The sequence below is a fragment of the Cupriavidus pauculus genome, from assembly GCF_002858765.1.
Lineage (GTDB): Bacteria > Pseudomonadota > Gammaproteobacteria > Burkholderiales > Burkholderiaceae > Cupriavidus > Cupriavidus pauculus_B.
In genome coordinates, this window is the sequence record NZ_PJRP01000003.1 from 135,212 (window position 1) to 152,115 (window position 16,904).

Annotated in this window: 15 protein-coding genes; 7 read left to right on the plus strand and 8 right to left on the minus strand. The window is 68.7% G+C overall.

The genetic code is table 11. The annotated features are described in order from the left end of the window. Positions 1–39 precede the first annotated feature (39 nt). From CYJ10_RS09045 to CYJ10_RS09070, 6 genes are all read left to right on the plus strand, one after another. Complete coding sequence (locus CYJ10_RS09045) at positions 40–1,056, plus strand: Bug family tripartite tricarboxylate transporter substrate binding protein (protein WP_374703241.1); 1,017 nt, start codon at positions 40–42, stop codon at positions 1,054–1,056. A 67-nt stretch (positions 1,057–1,123) separates the two neighbouring features. After that, positions 1,124–2,338 (plus strand): cystathionine beta-lyase, encoded by a 1,215-nt coding sequence (metC, locus tag CYJ10_RS09050; protein ID WP_101681172.1) that lies wholly within the window; start codon positions 1,124–1,126, stop codon positions 2,336–2,338. Further along, positions 2,322–3,335 (plus strand): M14 family metallopeptidase, encoded by a 1,014-nt coding sequence (locus CYJ10_RS09055; RefSeq protein WP_101681173.1) that lies wholly within the window; start codon positions 2,322–2,324, stop codon positions 3,333–3,335. The genes metC and CYJ10_RS09055 overlap by 17 nt, the downstream gene beginning before the upstream one ends. A 79-nt stretch (positions 3,336–3,414) precedes the next feature. Next, on the plus strand, positions 3,415–4,374 hold the full coding sequence (locus CYJ10_RS09060) for a Bug family tripartite tricarboxylate transporter substrate binding protein (protein WP_101681174.1): 960 nt from the start codon (positions 3,415–3,417) through the stop codon (positions 4,372–4,374). 4 nt (positions 4,375–4,378) lie between these two features. Next, positions 4,379–6,625, plus strand: a complete 2,247-nt coding sequence (locus CYJ10_RS09065) for a molybdopterin-dependent oxidoreductase (RefSeq protein WP_101681175.1) — start codon at positions 4,379–4,381, stop codon at positions 6,623–6,625. Between the two features lie 205 nt (positions 6,626–6,830). Next, entirely contained in the window at positions 6,831–7,163 is a 333-nt protein-coding gene (locus tag CYJ10_RS09070; RefSeq protein WP_374703252.1) for a 2TM domain-containing protein, read from the plus strand. A 27-nt stretch (positions 7,164–7,190) separates the two neighbouring features. Here CYJ10_RS09070 and CYJ10_RS09075 read toward each other — a convergent pair whose 3' ends face one another. From CYJ10_RS09075 to CYJ10_RS09100, 6 genes are all read right to left on the minus strand, one after another. Beyond that, positions 7,191–7,952 (minus strand): LytR/AlgR family response regulator transcription factor, encoded by a 762-nt coding sequence (locus tag CYJ10_RS09075; RefSeq protein WP_101681177.1) that lies wholly within the window; start codon positions 7,950–7,952, stop codon positions 7,191–7,193. Then, entirely contained in the window at positions 7,949–8,809 is an 861-nt protein-coding gene (locus tag CYJ10_RS09080) for a sensor histidine kinase (protein WP_101681531.1), read from the minus strand. Before CYJ10_RS09080 ends, CYJ10_RS09075 begins: the two co-directional genes overlap by 4 nt. A 260-nt stretch (positions 8,810–9,069) precedes the next feature. Next, a complete protein-coding gene (gene rhmD, locus CYJ10_RS09085; RefSeq protein WP_101681178.1) occupies positions 9,070–10,257 on the minus strand; it encodes an L-rhamnonate dehydratase in 1,188 nt (395 codons plus the stop codon). 18 nt (positions 10,258–10,275) lie between these two features. Next, a complete protein-coding gene (locus CYJ10_RS09090; protein ID WP_180862877.1) occupies positions 10,276–11,598 on the minus strand; it encodes an MFS transporter in 1,323 nt (440 codons plus the stop codon). A 103-nt stretch (positions 11,599–11,701) separates the two neighbouring features. After that, on the minus strand, positions 11,702–12,454 hold the full coding sequence (locus tag CYJ10_RS09095; protein WP_101681180.1) for an SDR family NAD(P)-dependent oxidoreductase: 753 nt from the start codon (positions 12,452–12,454) through the stop codon (positions 11,702–11,704). Continuing rightward, positions 12,451–13,314: a fumarylacetoacetate hydrolase family protein gene (locus CYJ10_RS09100; RefSeq protein ID WP_101681181.1), complete on the minus strand. Its 864-nt coding sequence runs from the start codon at positions 13,312–13,314 to the stop codon at positions 12,451–12,453. Before CYJ10_RS09100 ends, CYJ10_RS09095 begins: the two co-directional genes overlap by 4 nt. A gap of 127 nt (positions 13,315–13,441) precedes the next feature. On the opposite strand from CYJ10_RS09100, the gene CYJ10_RS09105 reads away from it, so the two are divergent. Continuing rightward, on the plus strand, positions 13,442–14,410 hold the full coding sequence (locus CYJ10_RS09105; RefSeq protein WP_101681182.1) for a LysR family transcriptional regulator: 969 nt from the start codon (positions 13,442–13,444) through the stop codon (positions 14,408–14,410). Between the two features lie 61 nt (positions 14,411–14,471). Here CYJ10_RS09105 and CYJ10_RS09110 read toward each other — a convergent pair whose 3' ends face one another. Then, entirely contained in the window at positions 14,472–15,737 is a 1,266-nt protein-coding gene (locus CYJ10_RS09110; RefSeq protein WP_101681183.1) for an NAD(P)/FAD-dependent oxidoreductase, read from the minus strand. Beyond that, the gene (locus CYJ10_RS09115; protein ID WP_101681184.1) at positions 15,734–16,771 is read right to left on the minus strand and encodes a LysR substrate-binding domain-containing protein; all 1,038 of its coding nucleotides are present in this window, start codon (positions 16,769–16,771) and stop codon (positions 15,734–15,736) included. The genes CYJ10_RS09110 and CYJ10_RS09115 overlap by 4 nt, the downstream gene beginning before the upstream one ends. Positions 16,772–16,904 lie beyond the last annotated feature (133 nt).

Consider the following 16,904-nt stretch of genomic DNA (forward strand, 5'->3'; position numbering starts at 1 on the left):
CCACTTTCAACCTGCCATAGAAGAACGAGGTCGCCCCCCATGTCCCGTCCGATGTCATCCCGCCTGTCGTCACGTCTTGCGCAGTACCTGGTTGCCGCTTGCACCGTCACGCTGTCCGTCGCCGCGCCGGCGCAGCAGCCCGTGGCGCCCGTCAACGGATTTCCGTCGCAGCCGCTGCGGATCGTGTCGCCGTTCCCCGCCGGCGGCGGCAACGATGCGGTGACCCGCGTGGTGGCCACGCGGCTGTCGCAAGTACTGGGCCAGAGCGCCGTGACCGACAACCGGGGCGGCGCGGGCGGCAACATCGGCACGCGCTACGTGGCCGAGGCCAAGCCCGACGGCTATACGGTGCTGACCTCGCAGGTGTCGATCATGGCCGTGAACCCGACGCTGTATCGCGCGCCGGGCTTCGATCCGGTCAAGCAGTTCATCCCGGTCACGCAGATCAACGCGGCGCCGCTGGCCATCGTGGTATCCGCCAACGCCCCGTGGAAGACCTTCGAGGAACTGGCCACGCAGGCCAAGGCGCAGCCGAACAAGATCACATTCGCCACGCCCGGCAACGGCACGCTGTCGCACCTGGTGGGTGTGGTGCTCGACAAGGACAGCCAGGTGTCGCTCCAGCATGTGCCATACAAAGGCGCGGGTCCGGCCATCAACGACCTGCTTGGCGGCCAGGTAGATGTGCTGATCACGTCCACGTCGTCGGTGTCCGGATTCATCCAGACCGGCCGCATGCGTGCGCTGGCCGTCACCAGCCCGCGCCGACTCGGGGTATTCACCAAGGTGCCGACACTTGAAGAGCTGGGCTATCGCAATGCACGCTTCGAGGACTGGTACGGCTTCTTCGTACCGGCCGGCACGTCGCCGGAACGCGTTGCGCTGCTGAACCGAGCCATGGTGCAGGTGCTGCAGATGCCCGAGGTGGTGAAAACCATCAACGAGGGCGGCAGCGACGTGGTGGCCAACAGCTCCGAGGCATTTGCCGCGCAGATGAAGCAGGACATCACCCGCTGGTCGCAGATCGTCAAGCTGTCCGGCGCGCACGTCGACTGATGCTTCGGATGCAGGCACGCGCCTTGCGACACCCTCCTACAACATGCGCCAACCCACAGGCCAGCCAATGACGAAAGCGCTCCCCACACGCCTTGTCCATGCCGGACGCACCGCAGCCGTGCCCGGCGGACAGCCGGTCAACCCGCCCGTGGTGCGCGCCAGCACCGTACTGTTCGACTCCGTCGCGCAGCAGCGCGAGATGCGCGCCCGGCGTGACACCGAGCGGCTGTTCACATACGGCGCGCGCGGCAATCCCACCAACTTCGCGCTCGAAGACATGGTGACCACGCTCGAAGACGGCTATCGCACGCGGCTGTTTCCGTCGGGCCTGGCCGCCGCCGCCATGACGATCCTGGCCTACGTGCGCCCCGGCCAGCATGTGCTGCTGCCCGATTGCGTCTACGAGCCGGTGCGCAACCTGGCCAACGGCTTCCTGCGCCAGCACGGCATCGCCGCCGACTTCTACGCGGCCAACGGTTCGGACCTGGACGCGAAGCTGCGCCCCGAGACGCGGCTCGTCTATGTCGAGGCGCCCGGTTCGCTGGTCTATGAAATGTGCGACCTGCCCGCGCTGGCGGCCCGCGCCCACGCGCACGGCGCGCTCGTGGCAGCGGACAACACCTGGGGCTCGGGCATGCTGTATCGCCCGCTGACGCTGGGCGCCGACATCTCGCTGATGGCCGCCACCAAGTACCTGGGCGGCCATTCCGACGTGATGATGGGCACCGTCTGCACCACCGAGGCCGCGTGGCAGCCGCTGGCCACCATGGCCGATGCCTTCGGCATGACCGTGAGCCCCGATGACGCCTACCTGGTGCAGCGCGGCATCCGGTCGCTCGGTGCGCGCCTGGCGCAGCACCAGGCCGGCGCGCTGACCGTGGCGCAGTGGCTGCTCGACCGCCCCGAGGTGGCCGACGTCTTCTGCCCCGCGCTGCCGCACGATCCCAACCATGCCCTGTGGCAGCGCGACTGCCACGGCACCAACGGCCTGGTGTCGTTCACGCTGCGTTCGCAGGCGCCGGTGGCGCCCGAACGCTTCGTCGACAGCCTGCGGCTGTTCGGCATCGGCGCCTCGTGGGGCGGCTTCGAGAGTCTGGCCGTGCTGGCCGACATGCGGCGCGCGCGCAGCGTCACGGACTGGTCGCAGCACGGCACCGTGATACGCCTGCACATCGGCCTCGAAGCCGTACCCGACCTGCTGGCGGACCTGGATCAGGCCTTCGCCGCCATCGCCCATCTCGAATCGACAGAAAAGGACCCTTCCCATGCCCATCATCGGTGACTGGCTGCGCCAGCAATCCGGCCCCGCCCGCACCAGCGGACAGTTGCCCGTTGGCTCGATGGCCTCGGGCATGTCCGTCGCGCTGCCCTACGTGGCCGTGCGTGGCGCGCAGCCGGGCCGCACGCTCTGGCTGCACGGCCAGGTGCATGGCGACGAGATCAACGGCATGGTGGCGGCCCTGCGCTTTGCGCGCAGCCTGGACCCGGCCACCATGCGCGGCAACGTGGTGGTCACGCCCACCGGCAATCCGCAGGCGCTGGACGCACGGCGCAAGCGCAATCCGTATGACGAGCTCGACCTGGACCAGACCTATCCGGGCAACGCGGGCGGCCTGGTGTCCGAGCGGCTGGCCCATGCGCTGATGAGCGAGGTGCGCGGCGTGGCCGACGTGCTCATCAACCTGCATACGATGAACCCGCTGTTCGATGCACGCCCCTACACGGTCTACAAGGTCCACCCGGGCAGCCGCGTGACCGAGGCCGATGTGCTGGCCGCGATGGCGCCCTTTCACCCGCACGTGGCCTGCCAACAGGACGTGGGCGGCAAGGGCGAGCTGCCCGGCAACATCGCCGGCGCGCTCGATTACCAATGCCTGGCCGCCGGTGTCTGCGCGTTCATGCTCGAACTGGGAAGCGGCAGCCGCTTCGAGGCCGACAACATCGCCGTGGCCGAGACCGGCTTCCACACGCTGGCCGTGCAGATGGGCATTCTCGACGGCCCGCCGGCCAAGGCCGCCGCCACCACGCTGCGGCGCGTGACGCGGCGCGGCTGGATCACCGCCGATGACGGCGGCCTGTTCATTCCGGCCGCTCGCGCCGGCGACCACGTTGGCGAAGGCGAGTCGATTGGCGACACGCTCAAGCTCGATGCCTCGCTCACGCCAGTCAAGCCGCTCACGCGCGACGGCGTGCTGATCGGCCTGCGCAGCGACCCCGTTGTCCACACCGGCGAGCGCCTGGCGTTCGTGGCGTGGGAATGGGACACGGTGTCGGTCTAGTTTCTGTTTTTCGGCATGACGACGGCCTGCCGCCAGAACGCCTTACCAAAGCCTCAAGCAAGACCATCGGAGCCTTACCATGTTTGCCCGCCGCGCCCTCGTTCTCAGCCTTTCCCTCCTGACACCCCTGGCCCACGCGGCCTGGCCCGACTCGTCGAAGCCGATCCGCGTGGTGGTCGGCTTCCCGCCCGGCGGCGGTGCCGACGCGCTGGCGCGCGCCATTGCCCCGGCGCTGTCAGACCAGCTCAAGGCCAACGTCATCATCGATAATCGGCCCGGCGCGGGCGGCCTGATTGCCACCGACCTGGTAGCCAAGGCCGCGCCCGATGGCTACACGCTCTACATCGCCACGCCGGGATCGTTCACGATCTGGCCGAACCTGCGCAAGCTGGCCTATGACCCGCGGAAGGACTTTGCGCCGGTCAGCGTGCTGGTAACCATGCCCAACGTGCTGGTGACCGGCGCCGACACGCCGTACAAGGACGTGCAGGGCCTGCTGGCGGCCGTGAAGAGCGCGAACGGCAAGTTCTCGTATGCGTCGGGCGGCAATGGCACGATCGGCCAGATTGCCGCCGAGCAGTTCAAGATGCTGGCGGGCGTGCAGATGCAGCATGTGCCGTATAAAGGCACCACCCCGGCGCTGACCGACGTGATGGGTGGCGTGGTGCCGATCACGTTCTCCGATCCGTCGGCCAAGCCGCTCATCGCTTCCGGCAAGCTGCGCGTGCTGGCGGTGACCACCGCCAAACGCTCGCCGCAGTTCCCCGGCGTGCCGACCGTCGCCGAAGCCGGCGTGCCCGGCTACGACGTCACCAACTGGTATGGCCTGGTGGCACCCGCCGGCACCCCGCCCGACGTCATCGCGCAGTTGAACAAGGCGCTGGTCAAGGTCATGGCCGATCCGGACATCCGCCACCGGCTGGCCATATCGGGCATGGATGCCACCTCCGACACGCCGCAGCAGTTCGCCAAACTGCTCGACACCGAACGCGCCAAGTGGGGCGAGCTGATCCGCAAGGCCGGCATCCAGGGCGACTAATACCGTGACCGTCCGCCGCTACCCGCAACTGGCGCACTGGGGCGCCTTCACGGCCGTCGTCGAGGATGGCACGCTGATCCGCTGCGAGCCATTCGCCGCCGATCCCAATCCGTCGCCCCTGCTCGATTCCATCGTGCCGATGGTCTACTCGCCCACGCGCATCCGTACCCCGATGGTGCGGCGCGGCTGGCTGGCGCAACGCGAGGCCAGCGACGGCCATGCGCGCGGACGCGACGATTTCGTCGAAGTCTCGTGGGACGTGGCGCTCGATCTGGTGGCCGGCGAGATCCGCCGCGTGCGCGAGAAACATGGTCCCGACGGCGTCTTCGGCGGCTCGTACGGCTGGTCGTCGGCCGGGCGGCTGCATCACGCGCGCTCGCTGATCCGCCGCTTTCATTTCACGGGCGGCGGCTGCGTCGACCAGGTGGGCAACTACAGCTGGGGCACCGCGCAGTTCCTGCTGCCGCACGTGATCGGCACCGACCGGCCGCTGACAGGGCGCGTCACGGCCTGGCCCAGCCTGATCGCCCATACTGAAGTCTTCGTGGCCTTCGGCGGGCTGGCGCTGAAGAATGGCCAGGTGTCGTCGGGCGGCGCCGCCGAGCACACGCAGGAACAATGGCTGCGCAAGCTAGCCGCCAGCGGCGCCACGGTCATCAACATCAGCCCCACGCGCGACGATTGCCCCGATTTCCTCGGCGCAGAGTGGATTCCGATCCGGCCGAATACCGATGTCGCGCTGATGCTGGCGCTGGCCTATGAACTGCGCCGCACCGGCGCGCACGACGCGGCGTTCCTGCAGTCGCATTGCAGCGGCTGGGCCGAACTCGACGCCTATCTGCTGGGCCGCGCCGACGGCGAGCCGAAGACGCCCGCCTGGGCATCCGCCATCACCGGCATTCCAGCCGCGCGTATCGCCCAACTGGCCGCCCAACTGGCCGGCAAGCGCAGCTACCTCACCTGCAGCTTTGCGGTGCAGCGCCAGCATCGCGGCGAACAGCCGTACTGGATGGCCATTGCGCTGGCCGCCATGCTGGGCCAGATCGGCCTGCCGGGCGGCGGTTTCGGCTTCGGGCACGGATCGATGAATGGCGTGGGCAACCCGCGCGTGGCCACGCCGGGCCCCGAAATGCCGGTGGGCCGCAACCCGGCCAACCTGGACATCCCCTGCGCGCGGCTGTCGGACATGCTGCTGAATCCGGGCACCGCCTACCGGTTCAAGGGCGAGACGCGGCACTATCCCGACGTAAAGCTGGTGCACTGGGCCGGCGGCAATCCGTTTCACCACCATCAGCAGCTTTCCCGGCTGCGCCAGGCGTGGGCGCGCCCCCAGACCGTAATCGTGCAGGACATCTGCTGGACAGCCACCGCACGGCATGCCGACATCGTGCTGCCGGTGACCACCGCACTGGAACGCAACGATATCGGCGGGTCGTCGCGCGACCGCTATGTGCTGGCCATGCACCAGGCCATCGCGCCATTGCATCTGGCACGCAGCGACCTCGATATCTTCACCGACCTGTCGGACCGCCTGGGCTATCGCGCGGGCTTTACCGAAGACCGCGACGAACGGGGCTGGGTCGCGTCGATCTACTCCCGCTGCCGCGACGCCCAGGCAGGCGCCGGCATCGAACTGCCACCGTTCGACCAGTTCTGGCGCAGCGGCCACGTGGCGCTGCCCGCCCCCACCGAAGACTTCGTGCTGTTCGACGATTTCCGGCACGATCCGGTGGCGCATCCGCTGCGCACGCCAAGCGGGCGTATCGAGCTTGCCAGTCCAACCCTCGGCGCATTGTCCGACGACTGCGGCACCCATCCTAACTGGCAGCCGCCCGTCGAATGGCTGGGCGCGGCCGAAGCACGGCGCCACCCGCTGCACCTGGTATCGGTGCAGCCGGCCGACCGCCTGCATAGCCAGCTTGAACCGGCCCCACTGGCGCAATCGGGCAAGGTGGCCGGCGCGGAACGGATCACGCTGCATCCGGCCGACGCAGCCGCGCGCGGCCTGCATCCCGGCATGCGGGTGCGCGTGCATAACGCACGCGGCGCGATTGCGGCCGGCCTGGCGGTGAGCGATGGCGTGGCGCCCGGTGTGGCGATGATGGCCACGGGCGCCTGGTACGACCCCGACGCCGACGGCGTGGACCGCGCCGGCGCCGCCAACACGCTGACGCTCGACATCGGCACATCGGACCTGACCCAGGGGCCGAACGCGATGAGCTGCCTGGTGGAGGTATCGCGGGAGGGGTAGCGTTGGCTAGCCGGGCCTGACCGGCCCCAACTGCGCCCCTGACCCATGCAAACCGGCTCCGCACCTTCCGTCACTCGCGCCGCCTCGCCGTCGTTGGCGACAGGTTCCCGTCGATTCGGCCCCTGCCCCTGGCAAGGGCCTTCACCGTGGCATATACCTGTCACATTGCAACGACACACACGACGAGGACCGAGCCATGCGACACATGCATCCCCCGTTCCCCCCCGCCAGCGCCGATGACGAGCAGGCCTGGGCCTACTGGCGCGCCCGCCGCATGATGCGGGCGCTGCGCGGCTGGTATATCCACCTGCTGATCTACGTGGTGGTGAACAGCTGGCTGTGGCTGCGCTTCTTCTATTTCCCGTCGCCGTCGTGGTCGCACTACGCCACCACCGGCTGGCCGTGGCCGCTGACCACGACGCTGGCCTGGGGGCTGGGGCTGGGCGTGCATGGCATTCTGGTCTGGACGCGCCTGTCGCGCTGGGGCCGGGACTGGGAGACCCGCAAGATCCAGGAATTCATGAACCGGCAGCCGTGATCGGACGCCCCCCCCGGCCTCCGGGGCTTACATCTGCCGGAACTTGTGCACGTAGGCGCGCGATACCGGCAGTTCGGTATCGCCGCCGCGCATCCGCACGAACAGGCGCCCCGAATCGTCGCGCCGCGTGCCGGCCACGTGCTCCATGTTGACGATGGTCGAGCGGTGCACCTGCCAGAAAACCTCGGGGTCCAGACCGTCGATCAGTTCCTGCAGCGGCGTGCGGATCAGGTGCTCGCCTTCCTGCGTGTGGACTACCACGTACTTGTCGTCGCTCTGGAAATACAGCACGTCCTGGATCGGCACGTGGCTGGTGGTGTTGCCCCGGCTCGCGCGCACCCACCGCAGCGGACCGGCACCTTCCGCGCGTGCCTGTCCCCGCGCCAGCTGGCCCAGCAGTTGCGCCAGTTCGGGCAGCGGCGCCGCATCCTGGAAGGCCTTGCGCAGCCGCTCGATGGTGCGGCCCAGCCGTTCGTCGGTGACGGGCTTGACCAGGTAGTCGACGGCGGCGCGCTCGAACGCGTCCAGCGCGAACTCGTCGTAGGCGGTGACAAACACCAGGCGCGTGTCGGTCTCGATGCCCTGCGCCACTTCCAGCCCCGACAGGCCCGGCATCTTGATGTCGAGAAACGCCACGGCGGGTGCCAGCCGCGCGATGGCCTCGGCGGCCTCCAGGCCGTTGGCGGCCTCTGCCACGATGTCCAGCTCCGGCCACAGCCGCGCCAGCTTGCCGCGCAGGTGCGCGCGCAGGTGTTCCTCGTCGTCGGCGATCAACGCGGTGGGCTTCATGCGGGGTCTCCGTTCCGGAAGGCGGCTGGCAGCGGGATGTCGATCAGCACGGCCGTGCCGGGCGCACGGTCTTCGATGCGGACATGGGCGTCGCCGTCATAGAGCACCGCCAACCGCTCGCGCAGGTTGGACAGTCCGACGCCGGCATTGCCGCCCGGCCTGAAGCCCATGCCGTCGTCCTCGATCGTGGCCAGCATGCGCGGGCCGCGACGCTCCAGCTTCACCAGCAGATGGCCGCCTTCCACCTTCGGCTCCAGCCCGTGCTTGACGGCGTTTTCCACCACGGGCTGCAGCAGCATCGGTGCCAGCGGCACGGTGCCCAGCGATGCATCGACGCCCACCGTGTACTGCAGCCGCTCGCCCATGCGGATCTTGATCAGGGCCAGGTAGTCGCGCAGCAGCGTGGCTTCCTGCGCCACGGTGCCCTGCGTGGCGCGGCTGGCGGCCAGCGATGCCCGCAGGTACGCGATGAAGTGTTCGAGCATCAGCGTGGCCTTCTGCGGTGCGGGCTCGATCAGGCTCACCACGTTGGCCAGCGTGTTGAACAGGAAGTGCGGCTCGATCTGCGCCTGCAGCAGCCGCATCTGCGCTTCCACCAACTGCTTCTCGGTGGACAGCGTGCGCACCTGGTCGCGCGCCATGAATTCGGCGATCTTGCGCGCTTCCCAGCCCCGGCCCAGCAGGCCGACCCGGCTCCAGGTCATGATGCCGTGCACGGCCAGGCCGATGCCCCAGCCCATCAGCGGCGCTCGCACCCACGGCCGCTCGGGCGACGTCACCAGGTTGATGACGATCAGCAGCGCGTTGACCCCCACGTAGATCAGCGCGTGCATGTAGAAGAAGCGCAGCGCCCGCACGCGGCGGCGCGCGTCCTGGTAGGCGCGCTGGTCGGCGGCGGTACGCCAGAGGTCTGGATCGACGGAACGCAAGGTGGAATCCCGGGCGGGCGTGGAGTTGCCGCGAGGTTACCACCGGCGTGGCAAGGCGGACACGGGAAAAGCGCGGATCGACAGGAATCCGGCGCCGCCCGTCGATGCGCGGCGCCAGTGGCTGGCAGCCGGTGCCGTGCATCGTGCCGCATTGCAGCACACGGACGCCCGGCAAGGCCGGCACACCGCTAGCGCGGGAAGGGGCGGTGCAGCGGCAGTTCCGGGTTGAGCCGCACGCCAAAGCCCGGCGCATCCAGCGCGGACGCCTTCATCCGGCCGTTCACGGGTACCGGCTCGTCCAGCAACTGCGGATCGAACATCGGCACGATCTGGTCGGCGCCCGGCGACATGTTCAGGAATTCGGCAAACGGGCTGTTATGGCGCGTGATGACGAAGTGGTAGCTGTAGACCGACGACCCGTGCGGCACCACGAGCTTGCCGTGGGCGTCGGCCAGCGCAGAGATGCGGATCAGCTCGGTGATGCCGCCGCACCAGCCCACGTCGGGCTGGATGATGTCGCAGCAGCCCATCTCCAGCAGCATCCTGAAGCCCCAGCGCGTGGCCTCGTGCTCGCCGGTGGTCACCAGCATGCCGCGCGGCACGTTGCGGCGCAGTTCGGCATAGCCCCAGTAGTCGTCGGGCGGCAGCGCCTCCTCGATCCATTTCAGGCCGAAGTCGTGGTACGCCACCTGCGCCAGGCGCGTGGCGTATTCCACGTCCAGACTCATCCAGCAGTCGTACATGAGCCAGAAGTCCGGGCCGCACGCCTCGCGCATCTGCCCCAGCAGTTCCAGGTTCCGGCGCAGCCCCGCCTCGCCTTCGGCCGGGCCGTGGTGCAGCGGCAGCTTGCCGCCGATAAAGCCCTGCTTCCTTGCCAGATCGGGGCGCGCACCGGTCATGTAGAACTGCAGTTCGTCGCGCACCGGCCCGCCCAGCAGCGCATGCACGGGCTCCTTCCGCACCTTGGCCAGCAGGTCCCACAGCGCCAGGTCGACCCCCGAGATCGTGTTCAGCACGATGCCCTTGCGGCCGTAGTACAGCGTGGCGTTGAACATCTGGTCCCAGATCTTCTCGATGTCGGTGACCTTCTGGCCTTCGATGAACCGCGCCAGGTGGTTCTCGACGATCCAGCAGCCCAGCTCGCCGCCCGTGGTGACGGCAAACCCGACCGTGCCGTCGCTGGCCTCGATTTCCACCACCAGCGTGCCCAGCACGTTGATGCCAAAGCTCTGCCGGCTGCGCCGGTATTCGGGGTACTTCGCCATCGGCGTGGCGATGTGGTCGTCGATCCAGTGGCCGGCGCCCTGGTCGTGATAGTCGGCGCCGGCGCCGCGCAGCGTGAAGGCACGGACGTGCCGGATGGTGGGCATGCTCATGATGCGGTGCTCCAGGAATCAGGAAAATTGGCGATGGGCGGACGCATTGGCCTGTGCCTGCGCCGGGCGCGCGCCGCGCAGCCCCAGGCACAGCAGTCCGCCCACCACGGTAATCGCGGCCAGCAGGTTCATGCCCGCCGTGTGCGACGCAAACGCCTGCTCGGCCCACGTCTTGATATTCGGCGCGACAAAGCCGCCCAGCGCCCCCAGCGAGTTGATCAGCGCAATGCCGCCGGCCGCCGCCGCGCCACCGAGGTAGCTGGTGGGAAAGGTCCAGAACAGCGGCTGCACGGCGATAAAGCCGGCCGCCGCGAAGCACAGCGCCACCAGTGCCAGCAGCGACGACGACGTATGCACGGACAGCGCAATGCCCGCCGCCGACACCACCAGCGTGGCCAGCGCCAGCCGCGCATGGTTGCCGTGCCGCTCGGCCAGGCGCGGCAGCACGTAGGCCGCCGCCAGCGCACAGACCCACGGAATCGCCGTGACCAGCCCCACCTCGAAGCCCACTTTCTTGCCCAGCAACGCCGCCACCTGGGTCGGCAGGTAGAACACCACGCCGTACACGCTGGCCTGGATCAGGAAGTAGATCAGCGCCAGGAACAGCACCCGTCCGTTGCCCAGTGCATGCAGCACCGTGCTGGGGCCGTGTGCCACCTTGAACTGCTCCTCGCTTTCGATGGCCTGGGCTAGCGTCTCGCGCTCCTCGGCGCTGAGCCAGCGCGCGTCGCGCGGATCGTTGTCGAGATACCAGTAGGCCCACACACCCACCACGCTGGCCAGCAGCCCTTCCACCAGGAACAGCCACTGCCAGCCCTTCAGGCCCAGCGCGCCGTCGAATTCCAGCAGCAGGCCCGACAGCGGGCTGCCAAAGATAAAGGCCAGCGGCGCGCCGAAGTAGAACAGCCCCATGACCCGCGTGCGCGCGCTGGCCGGGAACCACTTGGTCAGGTAGTAGATGACGCCCGGGAAGAAGCCCGCTTCGGCCACGCCCAGCAGAAAGCGCAGCACGTAGAACGCCGTCTCGCTGTGCACGAACATCAGCGCGGCCGATACCATGCCCCACGTCACCATGATGCGGCACATCCAGATCCGCGCGCCCACCCGGTGCATGATCAGGTTGCTCGGCACCTCCAGCAGCGCGTAGCCGATGAAGAACACGCCCGCGCCCAGCGCGAACATCGCGTCGGAAATGCCGGTGTCTAGCTGGAAGGCTTTCTTGGCAAAGCCGATGTTGGCGCGATCCAGGAACGCCAGCACGTACATCAGCAGCAGGAACGGCACCAGGCGCGCGATGGCCTTGGCCGTGACGGACGCCAGGTCCGGACGGTGGGATTGCATGACGAGTGTCTCCTCTGCGCCAGGGCCGTGGCGGGCCGTGCGCATGGGTTGAGGTAGCCGCCCCGGGATGCTTGCCCCGGGGTCTGTGCCGCTGGAACTTCGCTTAGTAGGTGGCGCGTCCGCCTGACAGGTCGAACACCGCGCCCGTGCTGAAGGCACAGTCCTCGGTGGTCAGCCAGGCGATCATCGAGGCGGCCTCATCCACTTCCAGGAAGCGCCCCATCGGGATCTTCGACAGCATGAACGCGATGTGCTGCTCGCTCATCGAATCGAAAATCGGCGTGCGCGCGGCGGCCGGCGTCACGGCGTTCACCAGCACGCCACTCTGCGCCAGTTCCTTGCCCAGCGACTTGGTCAGGCCGATCACGCCCGCCTTCGACGCGCTGTAGTGCGACGCATTGGGGTTGCCCTCCTTGCCGGCCACCGAGGCAATATTGACGATGCGCCCGAACTTGCGCGCCATCATGTGCGGCACCACCGACCGGCACGTCAGGTAGCTGCCGATCAGGTTCACCTCGATCACGCGCCGCCAGACGGCGGGGTCCAGTTCCCACGTGGTGGCATTGCCGCCGGTGATGCCGGCGCTGTTGACCAGCGCGTCGATGTGCCCCAGCTTCTGGATCGTGGCTTGCGTGGCCTTGTCGACGGCAGACGCGTCGGTCAGCTCCACGACCTCGCCGGTGATCTGGCCCAGCTTCGACAGCGCCTCGCAGGCCCTGACCAGCTGCGCCTCGTTGACATCCCACAGCGACACCACAGCGCCCGAGCGCAGCATCCGTTCGGCCACGGCGTAGCCGATGCCCTGCGCGCCGCCGGTAATCACGGCCACGCGGCCCTTCAGGTCGAGCTGGTTCATTGCTGGTCTCCCACGTTGGCCGCCACGGTGCGCTGCTGCTGTTCGCCCAGCCCGGTGATGCCCAGGCGCATGGTCTGCCCCACCGTCAGGTACACCGGCTGCGGCTTTTGCCCCAGGCCCACGCCGGGGGGCGTGCCGGTGGAAATCACGTCGCCAGGCTGCAGGCTCATGAACTGGCTGATGTAGGACACCAAGGTCGGCACGTCGAAGATCATCGTGCGCGTATTGCCGTGCTGGTAGCGCTTGCCATCCACGTCCAGCCACATCTCCAGGGCCTGGGCGTCGGGCACCTCGTCACGCGTGACCAGCCACGGGCCCATCGGGCCGAACGTGTCGCAACCCTTGCCCTTGTCCCACTGGCCGCCGCGTTCCAGCTGATAGGCACGCTCGGAGACGTCGTTAACGATGCAGTAGCCGGCCACATGGTCCAGCGCATCGGCCTTCGACACATAACGCGCCGTCTTGCCAATCACCACGCCCAGTTCCACCTCCCAGTCCACTTTTTCCGCGCGCGGCGGAATCTCCACGTCGTCGTTCGGCCCGACGATCGCGCTGGTGGCCTTCATGAACAGCACCGGCTCGGTGGGAATCGGCATGCCCGATTCGGCCGCGTGGTCGGAGTAGTTCAGGCCCACGCAGATCATCTTGCCGACGTTGCCCACGCACGCGCCGATGCGCGGCGAGCCTTCCACCAGCGGCAGCGATGCCGGGTCCAGGGCGGCCAGGCGGGCCAGCGTTGCGGGGGAAAGGGTGGCGCCGGTGATGTCCGGCACGTGGGCAGAGAGGTCGCGCAGGCGTCCCTGGGCATCGATCAGGCCGGGCCGTTCCTGGCCAGCCGCACCGTGGCGAATCAGCTTCATCTTGTCTCCTGTCTTTATGGTGATGGGGTGAGAAGCATCCGTTGCACTGTAAGCCGGCAGGCTATATCGTTCCAATCAATTTACAAGAGCGAGCTATTCCATTCTGGAATCGCCGAGGAGACACCGCATGTCGCTGACACGCCGCCTGGTGAATCGGCTGAAACTCAAGCATTGGGCGCTGCTCAGTGCCTTGGCCGATACACCCACGCTGAACCAGGCCGCCGCGCTGATCAACGTCACCCAGCCGTCCGCCACCAAGATGCTGGCCGATATCGAACAGGCGTTTGGCTTTGCCATCTTCGAGCGTCACGCGCGTGGCATGCGGCCGACGCCGCTGGGCATCGAGGTGGTGACCTATGCCCGGCACACGCAAGCCAGCCTGGACCGCTTTCTGGAGGATATGGAGGTGCGCCGCCGGGGCGGCCACGGGCATCTGGTCTTCGGCGCGATCATGGGCGCCGCGCCCGATCTGGTGGCGGCGGCCGTGGCCGACATCAAGCGCGAGCGGCCGCGGCTGGGTGTGCGCATCCTGGGCGAAACCAGCGACCAGATCGGCGTGCTGCTGGAGCGACACGAGATCGAACTGGCCGTGGGCCGGTTTGCGGGCCCGCTCGACCACAACAAGTTCGACTTCTGCCCGCTGTCCGACGAACCGCTGCGGATCGTCGTGCGCAGCGGGCATCCGCTGGTGCAGGCGTTCCAGCAGCGCGATCACGACGGCCTGGGGTGGGACGAACTCGTGCGCTGGCCGTGGGTGCTGCAGACGCTGACCAGCCCCGCGCGGCTGATGCTGGAAGACCAGTTCGCGCAGGCCCAGGTGTCCACGCCTCAGGACGTGATCGAGTGTTCGTCGATCTTCGCCACGCTGCAGCTGCTGCAGTCGGGCGATGCCATCGCGATGCTGCCCGAATCGGTGGTCCGCGATCATGTCCGGGCGTCGCTGCTGGCCACGCTGCCCGTGGACGTGGGGCAGGACATGAAGGCCTTTGGCATCCTGACCCGCAAGAACGAGGCGCTGTCAGACGTCGCCACGGCATTCGTCGGCCACCTGCAGGCGCGGGCCCAATCGAAGGCGGCCCAGGCAGCCGCCAGCTAGTTGGCGTGGCTGTGGCGTGGCTGTGGCGTGGCTGTGGGCCCGCTACGGACCAGCGACGGGCCTAGCGGCCGAAGCGGCGCGGATCGTACGGCGCGGGGTCCACGTAAGGCGTTTCGCGGTCGAACAGTTCACCCAGCAGCCGCGCCGTGGCCGGCCCCAGCGTCAGGCCCTGGTGGCCGTGGCCGAAGTGGAACCACAGGTTGGCATGGCGCGGCGCCCGCCCCACCACCGGGCGCATGTCGGCGATGCAGGGCCGCGCGCCCATCCACGGCTGGGCTTCCACCGGCTGGCCCAGCCGCACCAGATCGCCGGCCAGCATTTCGGCGCGCACCGACTGCACCGGCGTGGGCGGCGATTCATGATGCGCGAACTCGGCGCCGGTGGTCAGCCGCAGCCCCTGGCGCATCGGCGCCAGCAGGATGCCGTTTTCGGCGTCGAGCAGCGGCCTGGCCGGCATGGCGTCCACCTGGTAATGGCGGTGGTAGCCGCGCTTGACGAACAGCGGCAGCCGGTATTCGAGCCGCCGCGTCAGCCCCGCCGCCCAGGGCCCCAGCGCGATCACGGCGTGCTCGGCCTCCACGGCGCCATCGCGCGTGCGCACGGTCCAGCCGCTGCCCGACTGGCGCAGCGTCTCGGCATCGCCCTGCAGGAGCACCCCGCCCTCGCGCTCGAACAGCGCCGCGTAGCGCGCCACCAGTTCGCCGGGGTCGCTGACCGTCCACGGGTCCTGCCAGTGCACCGCGCCAGCCATCGACCGTTGCAGCACGGGTTCGGCGGCGGCCAGTGCCGCACTGTCCAGGATCGCATGCCGCAGATCGTGCGCGGCCGCCACGGCGTTGGCCGCCTTCGCCGCCGCGTCGAATGCGGCCTGGGTCCGGTATGCCTCCAGCCAGCCGGACTTGCGAACCAGGTCCTGGGCACCAGCACGCTCGATCAGCGGCGCGTGCTCGTCGATGCAATGGCGAATCAGCGCCGCGTAGGCGCTGATCGTGGCCGTATAGCGCTCCGGCGCCGATGCGTGCCAGTAGCGCGCCAGCGACGGCACCAGCGACGGCAGCGCACGCAGGTGGTAATGCACGTCGTTGCCGCGCCGCGCCGCCACCCGCAGGATGGCCTGCCAGGCGCGCGGAAACGCGTACGGCTGCACGGCCTCGCGCTGGATGATGCCGGCGTTGCCGTACGACGTCTCGCGGCCCGGCGCCTTGCGGTCGATCAGGCACACGGCATGGCCGCGCTGCTGCAGCGCCAGCGCGGTGGCAACGCCAACGATGCCGGCGCCCAGCACAATGACTTCGGTCTGGCGGGCGGTTCTGGAAGCTTCTGTCATGAGGTCTTGCTTGCGGATGTAGCGGTCTTGCGTGTCCGGGCGACCTTGCCAGCACTGTCAGCGCTGCCGGTACTGCCAGTGCTGCGGTTGCCGTGGAGGCTGCGGTGTGCGATGTCGATCTCCCGGGCCGTTTCGCGCAGGCATTCGGCCAGCTCGGCCACGCTCGGCGGCAACCGGCGGTCGCGCAGCGTGATGATGCCCACGGGCGGCAAGTCCACTTCCACGGCCATCGCCAGCACGTGAAAGCGCCCTTCGGCCTGCAACTGGCGGCCTACGGAGCCCGCGACGAACCCCACCGCCTGCCGTGTGGTGACGGCCAGGTACGACGACGACTCGATCACGTCGGCCGGGGGCTGCTGCCCATGACGGAAGAACGCCTGCTCGATCTTGACCCGCAGCGACGCCCACGGCGGCGGCATCACCAGCGGATGCCGCGCCAGGTCGGCCCAGTCGGTGCTGGCCTGCCGCGACAGCGGATGGCCAGCGGCCACGATGGCCACCATCGGGTCCTCGTAGAGCGCGTCGGTAATCAGGTCTGGCGCGGCATAGGCGGGTTCCAGGCGGCCGACGATCACGTCGAGTTCCGACAGGCGCAGGCGCGGCAGCAGGTGCGTGAGGTCGCCCTCCTCGACCAGCACCGTCGCCCGGGGCGAGCGGTCCTTGAGGCGCGCCACGGCCTGGGCCAGCAGCACGGGCAGCGTCGCGCCCATCGATCCCACGCGCACACGGCCCGCCGCGCCACTGGCCACGGCCTCGATCTCGTCGCGCGTCACGTCGTACTGGGCGAGCACGGCGCGCGCAAAGCGCACCAGCGATTCGCCGGCCGGCGTGGGCTCCGTGCCGCGCGTGGACCGCGTGAACAGCGTCAGACCCAGCATCTTTTCCACTTCGGCCAGCACCTTGGACACCGCAGGCTGGCTGACCGACAGGAATTCGGCCGTGCGGCCAAGATGGCGGAACTCGTCCAGCGCCACCAGCAGTTGCAGGTGGCGAAGCTTGATGTTGGAGCGGAAGGCCCGGTCGATATGCGCCATGGCAGCGAGTCTACCTAACCGGAAGGTTATGAAGCAATGCCAATTTTCTATTGGAAGGTTATGTTCGGCGCGCCCACAATCGCTGCCAGAGCGGGTTGGCATCGAAGCCGGTCCGCGACCTAAAACAAGATCG

Bases quoted from the DNA above. Each gene is read 5' to 3' on its own strand.
- CYJ10_RS09045 (WP_374703241.1), top strand. From the start codon at position 40: ATGTCCCGTCCGATGTCATCCCGCCTGTCGTCACGTCTTGCGCAGTAC.
- metC (WP_101681172.1), top strand. From the start codon at position 1,124: ATGACGAAAGCGCTCCCCACACGCCTTGTCCATGCCGGACGCACCGCA.
- CYJ10_RS09055 (WP_101681173.1), top strand. From the start codon at position 2,322: ATGCCCATCATCGGTGACTGGCTGCGCCAGCAATCCGGCCCCGCCCGC.
- CYJ10_RS09060 (WP_101681174.1), top strand. From the start codon at position 3,415: ATGTTTGCCCGCCGCGCCCTCGTTCTCAGCCTTTCCCTCCTGACACCC.
- CYJ10_RS09070 (WP_374703252.1), top strand. From the start codon at position 6,831: ATGCATCCCCCGTTCCCCCCCGCCAGCGCCGATGACGAGCAGGCCTGG.
- CYJ10_RS09075 (WP_101681177.1), bottom strand. From the start codon at position 7,952: ATGAAGCCCACCGCGTTGATCGCCGACGACGAGGAACACCTGCGCGCG.
- rhmD (WP_101681178.1), bottom strand. From the start codon at position 10,257: ATGAGCATGCCCACCATCCGGCACGTCCGTGCCTTCACGCTGCGCGGC.
- CYJ10_RS09090 (WP_180862877.1), bottom strand. From the start codon at position 11,598: ATGCAATCCCACCGTCCGGACCTGGCGTCCGTCACGGCCAAGGCCATC.
- CYJ10_RS09095 (WP_101681180.1), bottom strand. From the start codon at position 12,454: ATGAACCAGCTCGACCTGAAGGGCCGCGTGGCCGTGATTACCGGCGGC.
- CYJ10_RS09100 (WP_101681181.1), bottom strand. From the start codon at position 13,314: ATGAAGCTGATTCGCCACGGTGCGGCTGGCCAGGAACGGCCCGGCCTG.
- CYJ10_RS09105 (WP_101681182.1), top strand. From the start codon at position 13,442: ATGTCGCTGACACGCCGCCTGGTGAATCGGCTGAAACTCAAGCATTGG.
- CYJ10_RS09110 (WP_101681183.1), bottom strand. From the start codon at position 15,737: ATGACAGAAGCTTCCAGAACCGCCCGCCAGACCGAAGTCATTGTGCTG.
- CYJ10_RS09115 (WP_101681184.1), bottom strand. From the start codon at position 16,771: ATGGCGCATATCGACCGGGCCTTCCGCTCCAACATCAAGCTTCGCCAC.